Source organism: Sphingomonas sp. TDK1, assembly GCF_001650735.1.
Classification (GTDB): Bacteria; Pseudomonadota; Alphaproteobacteria; order Sphingomonadales; family Sphingomonadaceae; genus Sphingomonas.
This window is the reverse complement of the sequence record NZ_LXVY01000019.1, coordinates 1-18,462: the sequence shown is the minus strand read 5'-3', so window position 1 is coordinate 18,462 and position 18,462 is coordinate 1. Positions and strand designations below refer to the sequence as shown.

At 63.5% G+C, this 18,462-nt stretch carries 8 protein-coding genes, 1 tRNA gene and 1 rRNA gene; 2 read left to right on the top strand and 8 right to left on the bottom strand.

What is annotated here, in order from left to right:
- Positions 1-3: 3 nt before the first annotated feature.
- Entirely contained in the window at positions 4-1,935 is a 1,932-nt protein-coding gene (locus tag A7X12_RS11580; protein WP_064311790.1) for a methyl-accepting chemotaxis protein, read from the bottom strand.
- A gap of 379 nt (positions 1,936-2,314) precedes the next feature.
- Here A7X12_RS11580 and A7X12_RS11575 point away from each other — a divergent pair, with 379 nt between their 5' ends.
- A complete protein-coding gene (locus tag A7X12_RS11575) occupies positions 2,315-2,947 on the top strand; it encodes a tyrosine-type recombinase/integrase (RefSeq protein ID WP_064311789.1) in 633 nt (210 codons plus the stop codon).
- A 266-nt stretch (positions 2,948-3,213) separates the two neighbouring features.
- Here A7X12_RS11575 and A7X12_RS11570 read toward each other — a convergent pair whose 3' ends face one another.
- From A7X12_RS11570 to A7X12_RS25940, 3 genes are all read right to left on the bottom strand, one after another.
- Positions 3,214-9,333, bottom strand: a complete 6,120-nt coding sequence (locus A7X12_RS11570) for a DUF3320 domain-containing protein (RefSeq protein ID WP_064311788.1) — start codon at positions 9,331-9,333, stop codon at positions 3,214-3,216.
- Between the two features lie 326 nt (positions 9,334-9,659).
- Positions 9,660-12,314, bottom strand: a complete 2,655-nt coding sequence (locus A7X12_RS11565) for an AAA family ATPase (RefSeq protein ID WP_064311787.1) — start codon at positions 12,312-12,314, stop codon at positions 9,660-9,662.
- Position 12,315: 1 nt separating this feature from the next.
- Positions 12,316-13,164, bottom strand: a complete 849-nt coding sequence (locus A7X12_RS25940; protein ID WP_198162013.1) for a hypothetical protein — start codon at positions 13,162-13,164, stop codon at positions 12,316-12,318.
- A 1,571-nt stretch (positions 13,165-14,735) separates the two neighbouring features.
- Between A7X12_RS25940 and A7X12_RS25105 the strand changes: the two genes are divergently transcribed.
- Positions 14,736-15,545 carry a glyoxalase superfamily protein gene (locus A7X12_RS25105; RefSeq protein ID WP_198162012.1) on the top strand — a complete coding sequence of 270 codons (810 nt, stop codon included), beginning with the start codon at positions 14,736-14,738 and terminating at the stop codon, positions 15,543-15,545.
- 132 nt (positions 15,546-15,677) lie between these two features.
- Here the strand turns inward: A7X12_RS25105 and A7X12_RS11550 are convergent, their stop codons facing one another.
- The 4 genes from A7X12_RS11550 to rrf all read right to left on the bottom strand — a co-directional run bounded on the left by A7X12_RS11550 (position 15,678) and on the right by rrf (position 18,406).
- A complete protein-coding gene (locus A7X12_RS11550; protein ID WP_232318479.1) occupies positions 15,678-16,493 on the bottom strand; it encodes a COG4705 family protein in 816 nt (271 codons plus the stop codon).
- A 198-nt stretch (positions 16,494-16,691) separates the two neighbouring features.
- Complete coding sequence (locus A7X12_RS11545) at positions 16,692-17,939, bottom strand: tyrosine-type recombinase/integrase (protein ID WP_064311785.1); 1,248 nt, start codon at positions 17,937-17,939, stop codon at positions 16,692-16,694.
- A 187-nt stretch (positions 17,940-18,126) separates the two neighbouring features.
- A tRNA-Met gene (locus A7X12_RS11540) sits at positions 18,127-18,203 on the bottom strand.
- A gap of 88 nt (positions 18,204-18,291) precedes the next feature.
- Positions 18,292-18,406, bottom strand: a 5S ribosomal RNA gene (gene rrf / locus A7X12_RS11535).
- Positions 18,407-18,462 lie beyond the last annotated feature (56 nt).

Below are 18,462 nucleotides of genomic sequence, written 5' to 3'. Positions count from 1 at the left end.
CGCTCAGGCCGCCTGCGCGGCGATTGCGGTCGCGATCTGGGCGATTTCCTCGATCGCGGCGGCCAGCAGCTCGGCACCCTGCGCCTGCTGGCGCGCGGCGGCGCCGGCCTCGCGCGCGGCGCCGTTCGCGAGGTCCGCCGCTTCGGCGATCTGGTTGGTACCGCTGCGGATCTCGCGCACGGAGCGCAGGATGTCCTGCGTGCCCGCGAGGATCGCATCGTTCGCGCCGCGCGCCGCCTGCAGGTCCTCGATCATTGAGCGGAAGCGCTCGACGAACGCACGGTTGCGGCCGATTTCCACTTCGGCCGCGCCGATCACCTGCTCGAGGTCGCGACGCACCGTCGCGATCTGGTCCTGCATCGTGCGCACGATGTCCGCCGCGTGATCTGCGCGCGTCCCCGAATCCTGCGCGAGCTTGCGGATGTCGCCCGCCACCAGGGTGAAGCCGCGCCCGGCCTCGCCCGCGCGCGTCGCCTCCACCGAACCGCTCACCGCGAGCATGTTGGTCTGCACCGAGATCAATGCGAGCTTGCCGATGATCTTGTCGATGCCGCGCGCCGTATCCGCCAGGGCCCCCAGCAGATCGAGCACGGCGCGAAGCTCCGTCAGCCCGTGCTCGACGCCGCCCGCCACCCGCTCGATCGCCAAGCCGCTCACCACGACGCCCTCGACGATGGCGCCGATCCGTTCGGCGGCCGCGGAGGCGCGCGCCTGCAGCACCTCGGCCAGGCCCTCGATCTGGCCCATCGCCGTATCGGCCTGCATGGTCGCGGACGCCTGGATCTGGGTGCCGCGCGCGATCTGTTCGAGCGCGACGAGGATCTCGCCCGAGGCACCCGAAAGCTCCTGCACCGTCGCCGACAGCTCCTCGGCCGCGGCAGCGATCTGCTCGACCGCGCCCTGGTTCGCGCCGTTGCCTTCCAGCGCCTGGATCAGATCGCCCAGCATCTCGGCGGTGCGCTGGCTTTCCTCCAGCGACGTGCCCTGCTGCTCCACCGCCTGCTGCGCCTGCGCGGTGGCCGCCGATTGCTCCTCGGCGGCGCTTGCGACCTGCTCGGCGCCTTGCTCGGCCTCCGCGGCGGCAGCCTCCGCCTCCGACGAGGCCTGGACGATCGCCGCCGTGCCCGCACCCAGCGCCGACAGCTCCTCGCGCGCTTCCTTGAGCTGCACGACGACCGCGCGGCCCGACTGCGCCTCGCGCGTTGCAAGTTCGGAGGCCGCGCGCACCTGCTGCACCACGCGGTTCACCTCGCCGACGACGCTTGCCGCCAGCTGCTGGATCTCGCCCGCGCTGGCTTCGGAGCTTTCGGACAGCGCGCGAACCTCGTCCGCGACCACCGCGAAGCCGCTGCCGGCGTCCCCTGCCCGCGCCGCCTCGATCGTCGCGTTAAGCGCGAGCAGGCTGGTTTCGTCCGCAACATCGGCGACGCTGACGCCGACCGTGCCGATCTCCCCGGCGACCTGCTCCAGTGCGTCGATCACGGTGACGGTCGCAAGCTGGCGCTGGGCGTTGAGCTCGATCGCGACGACCGACACCTCGATCTGCACCCCCACCTCGGTAAAGGCGTTCTGGACGATCTCGATCTGGCGGCGCGCGTCCTCGGCCCGGTTGCTCGCGTCCCTGAAATTGGTGTTGAGCGAGGCGATGAGGCCCTGCGATTCCTGGGCCGCGCCGGCGGCTTCTTCGGCGCCGCTCGCGATATGGTCCATCGCCCGCTGCAGCTCGCTTGCGGCGGCGGAGGCCTCGGCGATCCCGCTCGCGAGTTCCTGGACGGCCCGGTCCATCCCTTCGACGGCATTGGCGGGGCGACGCGCCCGGCGGACGGCCCGCGCCTGCGGCACGGGCGCCGATACCGGCTTGGCCTCAGCCGCCGCAGATTCTTCCCTGTCTCGTTTTGCGCGAGCGCCAAGGGTCGATTTCTTCACCAGCGCCATCAGAACTCCAGGGATATTGGGCTTTCAGCCTGCTTAGAGCACAGCAGACGATGGCGCCAGCATCCGCGTAGCTGCGGCCACCTGCCGCCAAGCGATGCGGGGACCGACTGCGTTTGTGGCAGCGCGCTACCGCCGATTTGGGGACTATGGCGGAGGGTCATCAAGCGCTTCTGACGATCCGTTCGGGCCGGACTAGGCCCTCCTTTCGACGGGTGAAGGGCGATCTTACCAGTCCCATCGGCTGCTTTCGGCAGTATCGGACGTTCAATCGTTCGAAAGGCATCGACCGATTGTGGTCGGCATAGGCCCCCGAGCAATACCAGACCCTCATACCCGCAAGCGTTCTTCCGAAGGCCGATCTGGCCATTGGAGAACGATTATGGAGATGCCTGAAACCGAGCGCACCGTCACAAAGCGGCAAGTCTGGAATGCCGGAAGAACCGTCGGTGCGAAGCGTGCCCTCAAACCGAAGCAGATTTGGGAAATTCGGTTCTATCTCAATCAGCGTCGACGCCTGCGAGATCGGGCGCTGTTCGATCTGGCGATCGACAGCAAACTCCGAGGCTGCGACTTGGTGCAGATGAGGATCGGCGACCTTGTCAGCGGTGGGCAAGTCCGAACGCGAGCGATTGTCATGCAGCAGAAAACAGGCCGACCGGTTCAGTTCGAGCTGCTTCCAGACGCTCGCGCCAGCCTGCTGGCTTGGCTGGAGCGGCGGGGCGGCACGGTGGACGACTACGTCTTCCCCAGTCGGGTCGATCGTAATGGGCATCTCAGCACTCGCCAGTACGCCCGGCTTGTCGATGAATGGGTGACAGGGGTCGGTCTGATCCGAAGTGAATACGGTACGCACTCGCTCCGCCGAACGAAGGCATCGATCATCTACAGGGCAACCGGCAATCTGCGTGCCGTCCAGATCCTGCTCGGCCATAGCAAGATCGAGAACACGGTCCGCTATCTCGGCATCGATGTGGAAGACGCACTTGCCCTCGCCGAGAACACCGAGATTTGACCTGTCGGCTCCTCGCTCGGGCGAGGGGCCGACCTTACTGCGCATGGGACTTTTCTGCCGTTCCGTGGCGCCGTGTTGAACGTCAGGTCTGGCCAGAAGCCGACGGCCCGCGCTTGGACGACCGGTTCCGCAGAACGACGGAGATTGGGCCGTCAGTGGACTGGCAGCTTCCAAACTCAAACAGCGCTAAAGCCGACAGCCAATATGCGGTCGACTGAAACCGCGCGGTCGCCGTGTTCGCGCGGACCAGTTTCGCAACGAAAATTTCAAGCAGTCCGAAAATGGTCGCGGATATAGCCTGTCGCCTCGCTGAGCTTCAGTTCCTGGGTGGAGTTTCCCGATCGAACATAAAAGCGCTCGGCCACGCTACCAGAACGGTCTGCCACGTTGATGAACACCGGTTGCGCCGACGCGTCCATGTCAACGCGACATAGGGCCATCCCGTCGACTTCAGGAAAGGTGATCCTGATTTTCGAGGCCCGGCAGGCCTGTCCGAAGTGCTTGGCGAAGAGGTTTGTGAGGTGGAGCTCGAACTTGTCACGATTTCCGCCGAGGCATGAGAAGTCGCGCTCGAGGCCGTTTGCCTCGCCTTCGTCCGAGACGCCAATCAAAAGCGTGCCGCCCACCCGGTTGGCGAAGCCGGCGAGCGTTTTCAGCACGATGTCCTCGAGCTTCCTATTCTCACCTCCCAGCCGAACGTCCCAGCGGATCGTCTCCTTGAATTCGAGCCGTTCGTGTTCTCCTTCGGCGATCAGCGTCTGGATCGGCGATGCGGACCGCGGCGGCTCGGCGACCGGCGCCGCGGCACCCAGGACAAGCAGGCCGTCGCGTCGTGCCAGCCAGTCCTTGGCGATCGCCTTGATCCAGACGTCCGCGACGATCTTGCGCAGTTGCGCGCTGGTCGATTTGAAGCCGAAGGTGCGGCAGACGACGGTGCTGACCTGCTCCTCGGTCGCTCCGAAATTCGCGCGAACGACGTCCATCACGGCGGCTTCGATCTCGGCCGGCGGCAACATGTCCGGTTTGCGCAGCGTCGCCGACCGGACGGCACCGCGATCCCGGACCTTCGGCTTGCTGCCCGGAATCGAGACGAAGTCGCCGTCCTCCGACAATCGACCGACCTTAACCGAGACCTCGACCGCCCGTTCGATCGCCTCCTGGATGCGACCGCCCGCCCTCTTCAGGCCCCAAGCCTCCCGGATCCTGTTCACGATCTCGTCGATGTGGATCGGGCCTTCGACGGCCACGACTTCTTCGGCCAGCGACGACAGGATGCCGCGCGGCGTGCTGTGGAGTTCGGTGGTCACGTGGGCGGGTATCGTAAGCGCCGCCTCCTGATAGAAGGAGACCTCCGGCTGATCGTCGTTGGCGACCAGGCCGATCTCCGTGAGCCCCTCGCGCTCTACCGATACGATCTCGATCGGGACCGCACGGGTCGAGCGCCGTCCTTCGGCCTGAGCGTCGTATTCCGCCTTAGCGCTTTCGATCCGCGCGATGACGAGGTCCAACTGCTCGTTCGGCCGCTGAAACCAGTCCGTGCTCCAGATTCGATGGATGTTCCAGCCGTGGCTCTCCAGCACCGACTGCCTGAGCCGATCGCGGTCGCGGGCGGACCGTGCTCCGTGGTAGGAGGCGCCGTCGCATTCGATGCCGAGCAGATATCGGCCCGGCCGGTCCGTGTCCGCCACGGCCAGGTCTATGAAGAAGCCTGCCAGTCCGACCTGCCGGCTCACCTGATAGCCACGAGCCTGCAGCGCCTTGGCGACCTGTTCCTCGAAGACGCTGTCGTGATCCCGGCCGGTGCTCTCGGCCATCGTCATCTGCCCGGTGCGCGCGAAGTGCATGAAGAGCCTGAAGGCGAACACCCCCTTGCGGGTCTGCGCGAAGTCGGGCTCGATGTCCTCGTCCGTCATCGAGGAGAAGACCTCGCAGCGCTGCTTCGCGCGGCTGATGAGCACGTTGAGGCGACGCTCGCCCCCCTCGGTCCCGAGCGGGCCGAAGCGCATGGGCACGCGACCGCCGGGAACCGTCGGTCCATAGCCGACCGAGATGAAGATCACGTCGCGCTCGTCGCCCTGCACGTTTTCGAGGTTCTTGACGAAGAACGGTTCGGAAGGGTGCGACTGGAAGAAGTTCTCAACCTCCGGCGACAGGGACCGACGCAGCACTTCGAGCTGGTCGAGGATTGCTCTACGCTGTGAGGTCGAGAAAGTCGCGACGCCGAGCGAGAGGTGCGGGTGCTCGCGCGCATGCGCGACGATCGCCTGCGCCACCATCTTGGCCTCGACCGCGTTGGTCCGCGTGCCGCCGGCGTCCCAGATGCCCTGCGGAATGTGGTGGAAGCGCAGACCCATGCCGGCCTCCGCCGTGTAGGGGCTCGGCACGATGAACAGCTTGTTCTCGTAGAATTGGCGATTGCTGACGGCGATCAGGGACTGGTGCTTGCTGCGGTAGTGCCAGCGCAGCATTCGCGTCGGCAAGCCGCGAGCGGTGAATAGGCCGAGCACGCTTTCGATGTCGGCGACCCTGCTGCCGGCATCGTCGTCCTCGTCGTTTGCCGCGCCGGTCATCTTCGAGAAGAAGGCCGTGGGCGGCAGCTGCTTGGGGTCGCCCACCACGACGACCTGCTTGGCCCGCGCCACTGCACCCAGTGCGTCGACCGGCTGGATTTGGCTCGCCTCGTCCATGACGAGAAGGTCGAAGTCGAAGATTCCCGGCGCAAGGAACTGGGCGACCGAGAGCGGGCTCATCATGAAGACAGGCTTCAGCGCCTGCACCGCAGGAGCAGCCCGCTCCATGAGCTTGCGGATCGGCATGTGTCCGCGCCTGCGCGCGATCTCGGCGCGCAGAACGCCGAGCGGCCCGACCGAGCCGCCGTCGCGCGGCGGCACTGCCTGATGGTGCGCCTTCACTACCTCGTAGCTCGCGGCGGCGATGCGCTGGCGATCCATGTCGGCGAACTCGCGCGCAAGACGACCATGCGCCGTCCCGTCGAACGTGCCGAGCTCGGGATCGGACTGTACCTGATCGGCATAGACCGCCTCGTAATAGGCCATCTCGTAAGCGCCAATCGCAGCGTCCGGCGCCAAGCGCCCGTCGGCGAGCCGCCGCACTACGTCACCGCACCCCAGCGCAGCGGCTCGTCCGGCTCGGTCGCGATAGGCGACCCACTGGAACAGCTTCTCGTCGGATGCCGTCCACAGGGTGAGCTTGGCCTGCAGGGCCGAGATTTCGGTCGCCTCGGGGTCGGCCGAACCGAGCGCCAGCTGGCGATCCAGCTGCAGCAGGTCGAAGAGGGCGGACAGGTTAGAGGACAGAGTAGCACGCTCCTCATCAAGTTGGCGCACCCTACGCAGCGGTTCGCCCCGGTCTTCGATCCGGCCGACGAGCAGGCGGATGTCGCCATTCCGCCCGACCCAGTCGGCGACCTCGCGCAGGCACGTCCAGTCCGACGCCTGCCCGCTCCAGAGCTCGCCGAAAGCGGAGCGGCCAATCGCCTCGCCTTCTTCGATCGAGGCGGCAGCCCGCTGCCCAGCGACGGCCGTCTGCAGCACACGAATACGCGCCTCGATCCCGCCCGGCTCAGCCTTCAGCAGGCTTGCGGACACCCGGCGAGCTGTTGCGATCCGGTCAGCGAACGCGAGAACTGCGGCGAGGTCTGCTCGTCTGGCGTCGTCAGCATCGCCGAAGGCAAGCTCACGGACATCTGCCAGATCGTCCCACAGCCGCGATATGGTAGCGGAAAGGCCTGCCTCGAGTTGGGCGACGCGGGCCGCGCGGTTCGCGACCTCGGGCTTCTCCGGATGCTTCGCTGCGATCAGCCGTGGTTCGGCACCGAGTCCCCGTAGCGAGCGCATCCACTCGACCAGCGCCAGCAGCGGAGCCGAGGCGGAGCGCTCGCCGCGCCAATCAGCGCCAAACGCGCTCCGGCCGAATTCCTCGTCGGCGTCGATTGCTCGCATGGCCTTCTGCCCCGCTGCGAGCGAATCCAGAAGCGACAGGACATCGTCCAGCGGAATGTCGGACCGCGTCAGTACGGACCTCACCAAGCGGTTACGGCGCCGCCACTCGCCGCTGAGAAATCTGAAGAGGCCGCTTCCATGCGAGGCCAGGACGGCACGCGCTTCGGCGAGGTCGAGGGACCACGCGGCATCGGATAGCCGCCCGTCGATCTCCACCCGCGAACGTTCGAGGAGGGCGACCGCCTGGGCGAGATCCGCAGCGCGTTCGACGCCGTTGTCCCACAGATCCGCGGCGAAGGCTTCGGGGCTGGCGTCGGGGGCCGCCGCGACCCGTTCACCCACGCGCGCGAGCATCCCGGCACCGGCGAGCGTGATGGGCGCATCGCGGCCGAGCGCGCGGGCGAGCGCCGCGCTGTCCGCGATCAGACGCGGCAGGTCGGCTGCGGATGCTGCCATCCGGTCGAACGCCTCTAGCGACCAGGAAGCCGGGAGCAGCGACAGCGCGGTGATGGTCTCGTCGAGGTCGGCGGCCCACGCCGCATCGTAAACCGCCGGCTCGAGCTCGAGCTTCAGGTCTGCATGCCGGGCGCCGACCGTGAGCAGGTTGCCGATGCGGGCCGCATCCACCTCCCAGACGGCGGCGGACAGGGCGTCGGCCGCTATCGCCGGAGCCGCATCAATTCGCGCTGCCAGGTTGGTGAGCGACGACAGGCCGGCGAGCGTTGCGGGCCTATCGGTCTCAATCTTGGCAGCAAGATCCCCCTGCGCGGCATCGTATGCGCCGATCCTCGCTACAAGGTCCGACAGCCGCACCATGAGTCGCTCGACGTCGGTCGGCAGGATGGATGAAAGGCCGACGCCCAGCCAGGGGTGTTCGTCCGGTCGTCCCAGCGTGACAACCCTCTCGGCAAGATCCGCCAGCAGGGAATGGCGCTCTGCGAAATCGCCGGCAGTCCAATCTGCGGCGCCTTCAAGCTCCAAGTCGGAAGGCTTCTCGCCGTCGAGCCGCAGACGGCTCAGCTGACCGACGACTTGGAACGGCGTCAAACCGGAGGTGCCGTGGGCCGCGTGCATTCGCTGGACATGTGCGTTGAGACGATCGCGCGTCTCGGTGAGCCTCGCGTTCAGCGTCCCCGGAGCCTGGCCGCGTGGAGCGCCCAGTTCCCACGTCCGGCGCAGCTCCTCCAGAAGGGCGCGCTTGTTCGCCTTGTTGCTGTGGAGCTCGAGACAGGCGTCGCCGACGCCGGTCGCGTCGAGGCGCCGCTTGACCACCTCCAGCGCCGCCATCTTCTCGGCGACGAACAAGACCGTCTTGCCGTCCGCCACGGCCGAGGCGATCACATTGGCGATGGTCTGGCTCTTGCCGGTTCCGGGCGGACCCTGGATGACGAGGTTCCTGCCCCGCCGGACCTCGTGCACCGCCAGCGCCTGCGAGCTGTCGCTATCCACGATATGGAGCATTTCGCTGGGCGGGATGAACGGGTCGATGTTCGAGTCTTCGGGAATCATCGCGTCGGATCCCTCGAACCCGTCCGAGATGAGGCCCCTGATCAGATCGCGGTCTACAATCCTGCGACCCTCCGGCCAGACATCCGGGTCTAGGTCGCGATACATGAGAAACTTGGCGAAGGAGAAGAAACCGAGGACAATGTTGTCGCTGATCACCTCCCAACCCGGCTTCGCGGAGATCGCTTCCGCGACCTCGTCGAAGTAAGATGTGATATCGAAGGCGTCGCTCGCTTCGAACCCCGGCAGCCGGATGCCGTGCACCTTCTCAAGGAAGGCTTCGAGAGACAGATTGGAGGCGTATTCCTCCTGACGCGCGCGCAGCTTGAACTTCTCGCCGGCGTTTCCGCGTTCCAGCGACACAGGGACAAGTACGAGGGGAGCGTAGCGGATGTTGGCCGCGTTCTGAGGATCGATCCACTTGAGCGCGCCAAGCGTCAGATAGAGGATGTTGACGCCCTGCTCCTCCTCCAGAGTGCGTGCGTCGAAGAAAAGGTCGAGCAGGCGCTTCTGCAGTCCCTTCGGCGTCAGCCGGGTCTGCAGCCGCGTGTCGGAGTGTCGGACATGGACGCCGCGCTCATCGACCTCGTCGTCCTCTGGCTGCGCGAGGTCGACGATTTCGTCGACCTCCTCCTGTTCCCCGTCCGCAGCCTGTTCCTCGCCCGCCGACTTGCCGGCAACGAAAGTGAAGGGTCGGTTTTCCCGCACCAGCAGCCGGAACACCTCCGCGCTGATCTCGTCGATCACCTCGAGGGCGCGGACACTCTTCGACGAGCGCGGCATGTTGAGAAGCCGATTCCTGGCGGACAGATCCAGTAGCTCGGTGCGCGCCCTGTCGAGCTTCTCTCGTAGCGGCAGATTGCTCTGGAACACTGACGGGATCTCACCCGTCTGTTCGTCAATCGGATTCGTCGCCACCCCAACCCCCTGCAGATCGCCCGAAGTCGATGATTCCGCGTCAGAAGTGGTATGTCGAGTCGAATTCCATCCTTATTGGCAATGGCGGGTACGGCGATGAGGCAGCCCCGGTTACGATGGTCAAAGGCTGAGTGACCACCGCGCACTTCGCCGGATAAGGGGTAGCCGGCGAGAGAAACTCATAATCCTACGCATGGCACGAGCCGTCAATGGTCTGTGCGCTTTCAGAATTACCACCGGTTAAAGCAGACTAGCCGAGTGAAAGTTCGACGGATGAATGCTGAGCCTGCGGCGGGCTGGAAGCTGTCAAATCGAAAAATTCGGTACTACGCAACCGCTGCCTTAGGTGCTTGCTCTAGCTCCTTGCGTCGCTCCTCCGCCGACCGCGCCTTCTTTCGATGAGTCGCGATGAAACCGCGTAGCTCAAGGAGGTCCGCCTCCATCTGTTTCTTGTCCGGCGGATCGATCTGCTTGGCTGCGGCCTGGTCGTGCCCGGAGCGTTCCGACGCTCGCTTCATCGCAAAGAAAATCGTGCGGTAATCCTGATCATCGATATCGACGAGCTTTAGACTCTGGGTCTTAACGTCGGTGCCGAAGCGCTCGACAACCCCGCCGAGCACCACTTCCTCAACCGCGCGCTCCCAAGTCTCGCGCAAATCGGTATAAAATTGTTTCGCGAGGAGACGCATCTTCTCGCTGTCGACCGCCAAATCATCAGGAATGGCCGTGACCTGAGCATCGAGTACACGTTCGCGCTCCTTGACCTTCTTGGCAATCCAAGGCTGGTCGTCAACTGATACAAAGCCGAAGCCCTCCTGCGATTGCTGGACAAGGCAGGGAAGCGCACTGACCTGCGGATCTCGATCAGCGCAAGCTCGCAAAACCTCCTGATAGAAAAGTAGATTATGAGTGAAGATGATTACCTGCCGCCCCCGTGCGGCTTCCGCCGCGAACCGATTGGCCACGCGGCGAATTCGCTGATGGTCGAGGCTAGTTACAGGATCATCGACAATGATCGCGCCCCTGCTCGCGCTGACATGAGCATCTGCAAGAAAGCAGGCGATCGCCAGGGCGCGCTGCTCGCCCTCACTAAGCACCGTCGCCTTTTTCGCCTTGCCCGCACTCGCAAGCGCCATTTCGAAGAAGCTCTTGCCCGATGCGCTCTGTTCGGTGAAGCGCAAGGGGATATGATCGATCCCCAGCGCGGCGATCTCGCGTTCGATCCGTTGACGCAATTCGGGCGTCACTAGTTCGCCGCGAACTGACGAGGCGAGCAGGGAGATTGGTCGGGTTCCCAGCGCCGCGACGCAGGCGAGATAGCGCTGGCGGTCGGCAAGTCCGTCACGTCGCGCGGTCATCAGGTCGATGCAGCTGGCGAGGGTTTCACGATCGCGAAGCTCCAGTTCCGCCGCGATGGCTGCAGAGTCAGCGCTGCCGCCTTGCGCAAGTGCATCGGCGCGCACGACCATATCATCCGCTATCCGCGACAACTGCACTATCGAACCGATCGCCGGTAGGCCGTCAACGACGGCGCCACCTTCAAGATGTGCAATCATATAGTCGCGGCGGACACGAAGCTCCTGCGATTCATGCGCAGCGTTTTCGACAGCAATGCGAACCGGCTCCTCCCGAGCGCGATGCTCGGCAAGCGCCAGCAGGATCTGGTCTGCGCTGTCCAGATCGAGAGCCCGCAGCAGCTCGATTCTGGCATCGATCTCGGCTTCCGCCGTCGAGACAGCGGCAGCCACCTCACCTGCCACGAACGCGTCAAACGCGTTCATCCGGTCGCTTGCGGCTTCGTCGAGCGGACGTTGGCACAGCATACAGGGGTCGCCGACAGAAAACGCGCCATCCTCGGGCACAAGGTCGGCTTCTGCGGCGAACTTTCGTGCGATCATGAACAACTGACGCCAAGTGTCGCTGCCGGTGGCGACGATGGGGAAACGCCCCGTTTGCGCTGCGGCAAAGGCTTCTGCAGCCGCACGAGCTTGAGCTAGAGCTCCCAGCAGCTCGGCATCACGATCGAGCTGCGGCTTGCCCAACGCGACGATCGCGGCGAGGGCCTTGTCGGTGACCGCTTTGGCAGTGTCCCCTAATCGCCGCAGGGTTCGTGCTTGGCCGGCGGGTCCTTCGGCGAGCTGGATCCGAATCTCAGAGAGCTGGGCGGCAGCCGTATCGTCCCACGTGGCGGCAGCCTGAAGTTGCTCTGCCGACGGTAGTTTCGCCAAAGGCGTGACGGTTGTCAGCAAGGCCACTAGTGCTCCTGCGCTGGTGCTGGAGGCGAACTGGACGCCGATCGCGGACCCATGGGTAGCCGAAAGCAAGTCAGCCGCCGCTTGGCAGCGCTCGGCCGCAAGCACATAGAGTTGGCCGAGAGTCGTGAGACATCGAACTTCGGGCGGAAGAAACAAGATCTCAGTCTTGTCCTCGACATAGGTCCGCGCATTGGCAGTATCGAGGAAGCTCATCTGGCGGCAGCAATCGGGCAGCGCCGATCCCTCAGCCCATTGATGCGGGACAGGTTCGGCATTCCCGGCCCTGACCTTGAATGTAATCGTCGGGGGCGCTTCCGTTTCCGCAAAGACATTGCCCTGCAGCGTGATTGGAACGCGAGACGTACAAAGCCGGCGTGCAGCACGCGCGTAGCCGCTCTTACCTGAGCCATTCTCACCGAAGATGATCGTGAGCCCGTCGAGCGCAAACTTGAGTTCCTGGCCGTCGGCCAAGCGGTCAACGTGATTGACCGGACCGATCGAGCAAAGTAACTCTACATCCGCTGCGGCCCTGCTGGGCGCGAGGCATTGCTCGTCAAATGCGATGCACTCGGGCGCGCCGGCAGCCGCAATACCGTTGGCGGCCTGAACCCTTGCCGCCACCGCATCTGCATCAGACGCCGTTGCGCTGCCCGCCAACGCAGCGCGTCGTAGAGCGTCGCCTACCCACGTATCCTGCCCCGCGACCCAATCTTGTAACTTGCCCATGTTATTTCTCTGGGAGCACCGTACCTCCGCCGGCGGGAGGCACCGAAGCCACCGGATGGGATCCTCCAGCCGAGCCGAAATATCGTTCGAACTCGTCCTCTCTGTAGTCTCTGAGGAACGCATCGATCTCTGCGCCCCAACGCGCCTCGCTCGAGCAAATGACACCGTCGGCCGTGATCAGATCCGACACAGCTCCGCATAAGATCCGCGTCGACGTGCGGCTCCCCGCATAGTGCCGCAGCGCGTGGAAGAAGGTGTTGGCATCGGGCGACAGGCGCTGTGCGTGCGCAACGATATCAGCCAACGGCGGCTCGCCTTCCCACTCCTTGCGCAGCCACATGGAGCATATGAATCCTTCCACCACGTCGGCTTCCAAGGGATGCCAGTAGCCGTCGCAGCGGGCCATGAAGGCAAGCACGTTCAGCCCTGCAACCAGCGTCGCCTTCCGTGCAGGCGAGAGGTTCCAAGTCGCGGCGCGCTCGCGCTGCGAGTCGACCGAGAAGCGTTCGAAGTAGCTGCCATCACCCAATACTTCGCCGGTGGCCGCATCATATACAGCGCTCACTCTGTCGGACCTGAACTGACGGTACGCGCGCGCTGAGTGGCATATGGCGCCCACATAGACCGCCTCTCCGATTCTATCGAAGCGTCGGCAGGTGATAAGGCGCGTGTTACCCTCGTATTCGATTATACAGACGAAGGCTGAGATGGGCTGCGGCTCCGCCGCCCCAATTGCCGGTAGATCCCGATCTGGATCAAGGGGGACCGCGTCAATGATGAGCGTGGGGGTGACGGGCGGTAACGCGCTTCTATGGCTCGCCCATCGTGCGATGTTCGCGAAATCCGTCATGATCAATTCCCCCTCAGGGTCGCGAGGCTGCACTAGTGGGAGACGCATGTAAATACGGCCTACTGGATCGAATCAGATTCCTTTATCCCTTTTTGTCCGACTTTTCCGAGCATTGGGTGTGGATCGACGAGAGTTTGAATGGCCGACTATAAACGCTGTACGTCTAGAAAGACTTTTGCTCATCATCTTCGGATTAAGTCAGCGACCAGGATCCCACTTCGACCTACGGCGGCTTTCGAGAACTATGGTTCCACCACGCAGCGACCGCTATTGGGGCGCGCAGCTGCCAAGCGTGTTCACGTCGGGCGAAAGGCAGGTCTTGGCAGAAGCTGCCGTTGTTAGCTCAACCCGCGAACGTCCCATTCTGGTCGAGAGCAGACTCTCGGCTTTTGGGAAAAGTTGCGCTGAACGGCCGTGGAAGGGGAGTGGAACAGCGGCTAACGACCCTGATCAGCAGAGAGTTGCCTCGCGCAAAGCCCCCGTGGCTTCCACGCCTGCGTCAGTGTCGTGGGAGGCTGGCTTGCGTCATGTAAGATTAGCGCGAAGCCCTTCCGAGGAATTCTCCCGATCGCCATCAGCAGCATTGGCGGCCCAGCCTCGATCATCATCTGGTTGCCAGTACCCCGCCCGATTCGGATTCCTTGGGGTGTTTCGAGGCAAGTGTCCCCTTCAACTGCAAAGAAAGCTTCCGGGCCAGAGTGCACATGCAACGGTGCAGTCGTACCAGGCTCAAACACGGACCGGATATACTCCGTCGCGTAGGTAGCTGCTGGCGCAATGGGAAGCGGTCCAACGGTCGACACGTGTTTGCCGCCGCGAGCGTGCCATCCGGATTTCGTGATAGTAAAGAGCCAGACTGAGCTGAATGCCTCCACAACAACGCTGGTCGAAATGGCAGCGCGTTCTGCGTCCGATTTCGACGAGAAGCGATCGAGGTGCCAGTATACCTTACCGGCCGGCAAGGATGGGAGTTGGCTGTGAGCGAGCAGGCAGGCCGGACCCGCAATCTCGATCGCGCTGCACGGTCGTGTAGTCGCTTGCGCAAGTACTAGCGACGGCCACGCCAACGCTGCAGTTAGTACGAAACCACCGAGCATCTTCAGCATAAGTCTGCCCTAATTCGGTAGAGAAACCAGAGCATGTCGGCTTTCGCGAGCAAGAACAAGTGATGCTTTCGACGAACATCAGGCGCTAATGGCGGGGAAGACCATAGGCACCGCCAACGACTGGTTTCGGCCTGAGCGGACATTCCCGCTGCCGCCTCGGAATGGCGTGTGTTGGTCGGCTGCCGCCGGTTGCCCTGAATGGGGCGAAGTGGGGCTTTGCTGCCGTATGCGCCACCTGCAGACCGGCGACTATTGTTCCAATCGGTCCTTCAGCGTCCAGCCTTTAGGAACCTCCACGTAAACCTTCTATCAAGCACTGCACCGATATTGCCCTAAGTCTTTAGTACTGATATCATACTATCATGATTCGGGACTAAATGGTGTTCCATGACAGATGCTCCCACATACGAGACTGCGTCCATTCCGGTTCTGTTGCGCCATGCGCGTACAACTTACGGCACGTTCATGCGTAAGGCGTTAGAGGTCGAGGGCTATAACGACATTCCCCGCAACGGCCTTTATGTGATTGGCGGGCTGGCGCAGGCAACGCGCGATATCCCCCTCGCGGACATTATTGAGGATCTGGGCCTGTCAAAGCAGGCGGGGGGGCAATTGGTCGATACGCTGGTGACGCGCGGCTATCTGGAACGCCAGACGGACCCGCAGGATCGGCGACGTCTGGTCATTTCCCTGAGCAAGCGCGGGCGAGATGCGGCGCTTGTGCAAGCAGAGGCGCGCCAGATGGTTGATGACTCTCTCGCGGAGCGCACCAGCGAAGCGGGCATGTTGGCACTGCGCAAAATGCTGGCTGCCCTGATCGGTCTGGGGCGAGGTGGGGCGCCTGATCAGGATCGCGCGGGACAGGTACGCGTCAAAGGCGTCGTTCCCATCCTCCTCGTCAGCGATGTGCGCCGGACCGCGCAGTTCTTTAGCGAGAAGCTCGGCTTCGCAACGGACTTCCTACACGGTAACCCGCCCTTTTACGGGTCTGTATCGCGTGGCGTAGCCTGCCTACATCTGCGCCACGTCGGTCAGCCCAATTTCGCCGAACTGGCCGCGAAGGAACGGGATCTGATACTGGCGACTATCGAGGTATCGGACATAGAAGCGCTTCATGCTGAATGTGAAAGCCGGGGCGTGACCATTTCCCGAAAGCTGGTCGATCAAGCCTGGGGCGGAACGGATTTCCACGTTCGTGATCCGGACGGCAACGAGATTTCTTTTGTGCAATATCGTCAGGTTGCGGCGGGAACTCGAGAAGCTCAGCGACCCTGATCGCGGATATACAGACGGAGAGCTGACCTTCGCCGCTGTGCCCTGAATGGCCGCACCAGGTCGGCAGCAGACGGCTGAATTTAACGGCGGCCCAGGCCCGAAGACCGGGATGGCGGACCCCCGTCGTGGCGATCAGCGGGCGACCTCGCCGTGACCTGCCCCCGCGCGCTGCGGCACGAACAGGATCAAAAGGATGATCGCGATGGAGAGCGTGGCCGTGGCAAGCGGACGACTGAAATCTAACCCGCCCTTCGCCACTGGCTTGTCGAGGAAATCTCCGACGACTGCCCCCAGTGGGCGCGTAAGGATGAAAGCTGCCCAGAACAACATCACTCGGGAAACGGTGCTGCTGAAATAGAGCAAGGCCAACACGCCAAGCGCCGCCCCGAAAAGGATCGCGGCTCCGGAATAACCGAGTGAGCCGTCGGCTACCCAATCCCCTAACGCCGTGCCGAGCGTTTGGGAAAAGGTGATCGTGACCCAATAAAACGTCTCAGCACGGGCATTATCGATGGCGTTGACATCGACCGTGCCGAGGGCGCGATACCAGCTGAACAGCGATGCGAGCACCAGCCCGAATAGCAGTGTCGAGCCGCCGGGATACCCCAAGCCTAGGGACCGGGTGGCAAAATCCGCGAGCGTGGTGCCTGCGGTGGTGGACGCAATTATGGTAGCCCAATAGAGCCAAGGATTGAACCGCCGCACCCTGATCTGCAAAAAGGCCAATGCGGCCAGTAGCACGCCGAAAATGGCGGTGCCGACGAGATATCCGTTGACTCCGTTGCTGCCAGCGTCAGGCGTCGTCTCGCCCAACCAGCTCATGCTCACCGCGTCCCCGCCCGTCTCGCCAAGCGTTGTGGCGAGTATCTTGATGACCCAGAAGGTGATTGTCACCGCCGGAACTTTGCTGGTTGTCGGCTTTGTTTCTGGCACGTCTGCGATCTCCACGACACCGAGCACCTATTGTTATAGGCGAACGCAGCAGGTCCGCAAATTGGGCGCGAATCAGGAGCTATCAGCGCCGCGAGCGACCGCTTCCGGGCGAAGCGGTCGTTTCCGCTCGCCCGTCGGAACGGCGTACTTTGGTCGCGAGCGGCCCCCCTGGGCATTATTGGCTGCGGCAGCCTATCGTTGATCCGAAGCTTGTCAGCAGGTGGATGTCAGCACCGCATGAGCCGGTTCGAGATCGTTGAGGTGGGGCGTGTCGCTAACTTGCTTCAAAAAGCAGAACACGTGATCGGCCCAATCCTGCAGCATGCGCCTGCGGGGTGAAAGGTACAGCGCGCTGTTATACGCGCTGCGGACGTCATCACGATCGTCATGGGCAAGCGACATCTCGATCCAATCAGAGCGATAGCATTCGGCTTCGTTCGCCCAAGTCGATGCGAGCCCGCGGAAGCCGTGGACGGTCTGCCTCCCCCGATAGCCCATGCGATAACAGCCATAGATCATGGTGTTCTGCGAAATGGGCTGGCCGAGTTTGTCGCCTCCAAAGACATAGATCCCAGCCGCGTAGGTTCGAACGTCTTCAAGCAGAGACACGACTTGGCGCGAAAGCGGCACGATGTGCTCGCGCTCCATCTTCATCCGCTGCGCTGGCACGCGCCAAATCGGCTCCGATCCATCGAGCCCCTCGAACTCGTCCCATCGGGTAAGCCGCGTCTCGTTGGTACGTGCCCAGGTCAGCAGCGTGAACAGCAATGCTGCACGGGTAACGGCACGCCGCCGAGGGTTCTCCTCGCCGTCATAGTTGTCGATCGCCTGCACCAGTGCCGGCAACTCCTGCAGCCCCACCCGTGCCATGTGCCGCACCCGCGGCTTAGGCTTCAACAGGTCGGAGAGATAGGCCGCAGGATCCTGATCGGCCCAGCCCTGAGGAATGGCGAAGCGATAGATCTGGCTGACATGCTGCTTGATCCGCCGGCTGACGTCGAGCGCGCCGCGCGCCTCCACGGTCCGAACCATCGCCAGCACGTCGGCGCTGGTGATAGACCGAAGCGGCCGATCGCCAATCACCGGAAAGGCATCGCGCTCGAGCCGCGTCATCAGCCGCCTGGCATGGCCGTCGTCGAGATTGCCCTCGCGGTTCTCATGCCACGCACGCGCCGCCTGTTCGAAGGTCTTGCCGGCTGGCGATTTGTTGTTGGCACCGGGGTCCCTGCCCTGCCCCAGCGTCACCCTGGCCTCGGCGCGGCGGAGGCGCGCCTCTGCAAGGCTGAGATCGGGATAGCGACCGAAGGAGAGCAGCTTCTCCTTGCCGTCGAAGCGGTACTTCATGCGCCAGAGCTTCGAGCCATTGGGCCGAACGAGCAGGTACAGACCCTCGCCATCGGCGAGCTTGTAATCCTTCTGCCGCTTCGTCGCGTAGCGGACTTCGAGTTCCTTGAGTGCCATCTGGGGGTACTCCGCTGGGGTTGCGGCAACTACCCCAGAAAATACCCCCAAAAGCAAATCGACGTCCTGGCGTCCGATGGGGTCCAAAGGGGCCGTATGAGACGACGCGACTCGGGGATAAGCCACGGGAAACAGGCACAAAAAAACCGCCTCAGGATGTCCTGAAGCGGTTTGGTATGTTTGGGTTTGGTTGCGGGGGCAGGATTTGAACCTGCGGCCTTCAGGTTATGAGCCTGACGAGCTACCGGGCTGCTCCACCCCGCGCCAAAGCTGGATGCCTCGTGTGAGGCAGAACGGGGGACGACTGTGAATGGGTTTTTCCTGTTTCCGTGCGTGCGACACCGGCTTCAATGCCTGGCGGCGACCTACTCTTCCATTGCTTGAGCAATAGTACCATCGGCGCTGTCTGGTTTCACGGCCGAGTTCGGGATGGGATCGGGTGGGTCACAGACGCTATGGCCACCAAGCAATGAAGCCGGTGTGGCGCGCATGGGAACAGGTTTTTTTCAAATCGTGCACTGTC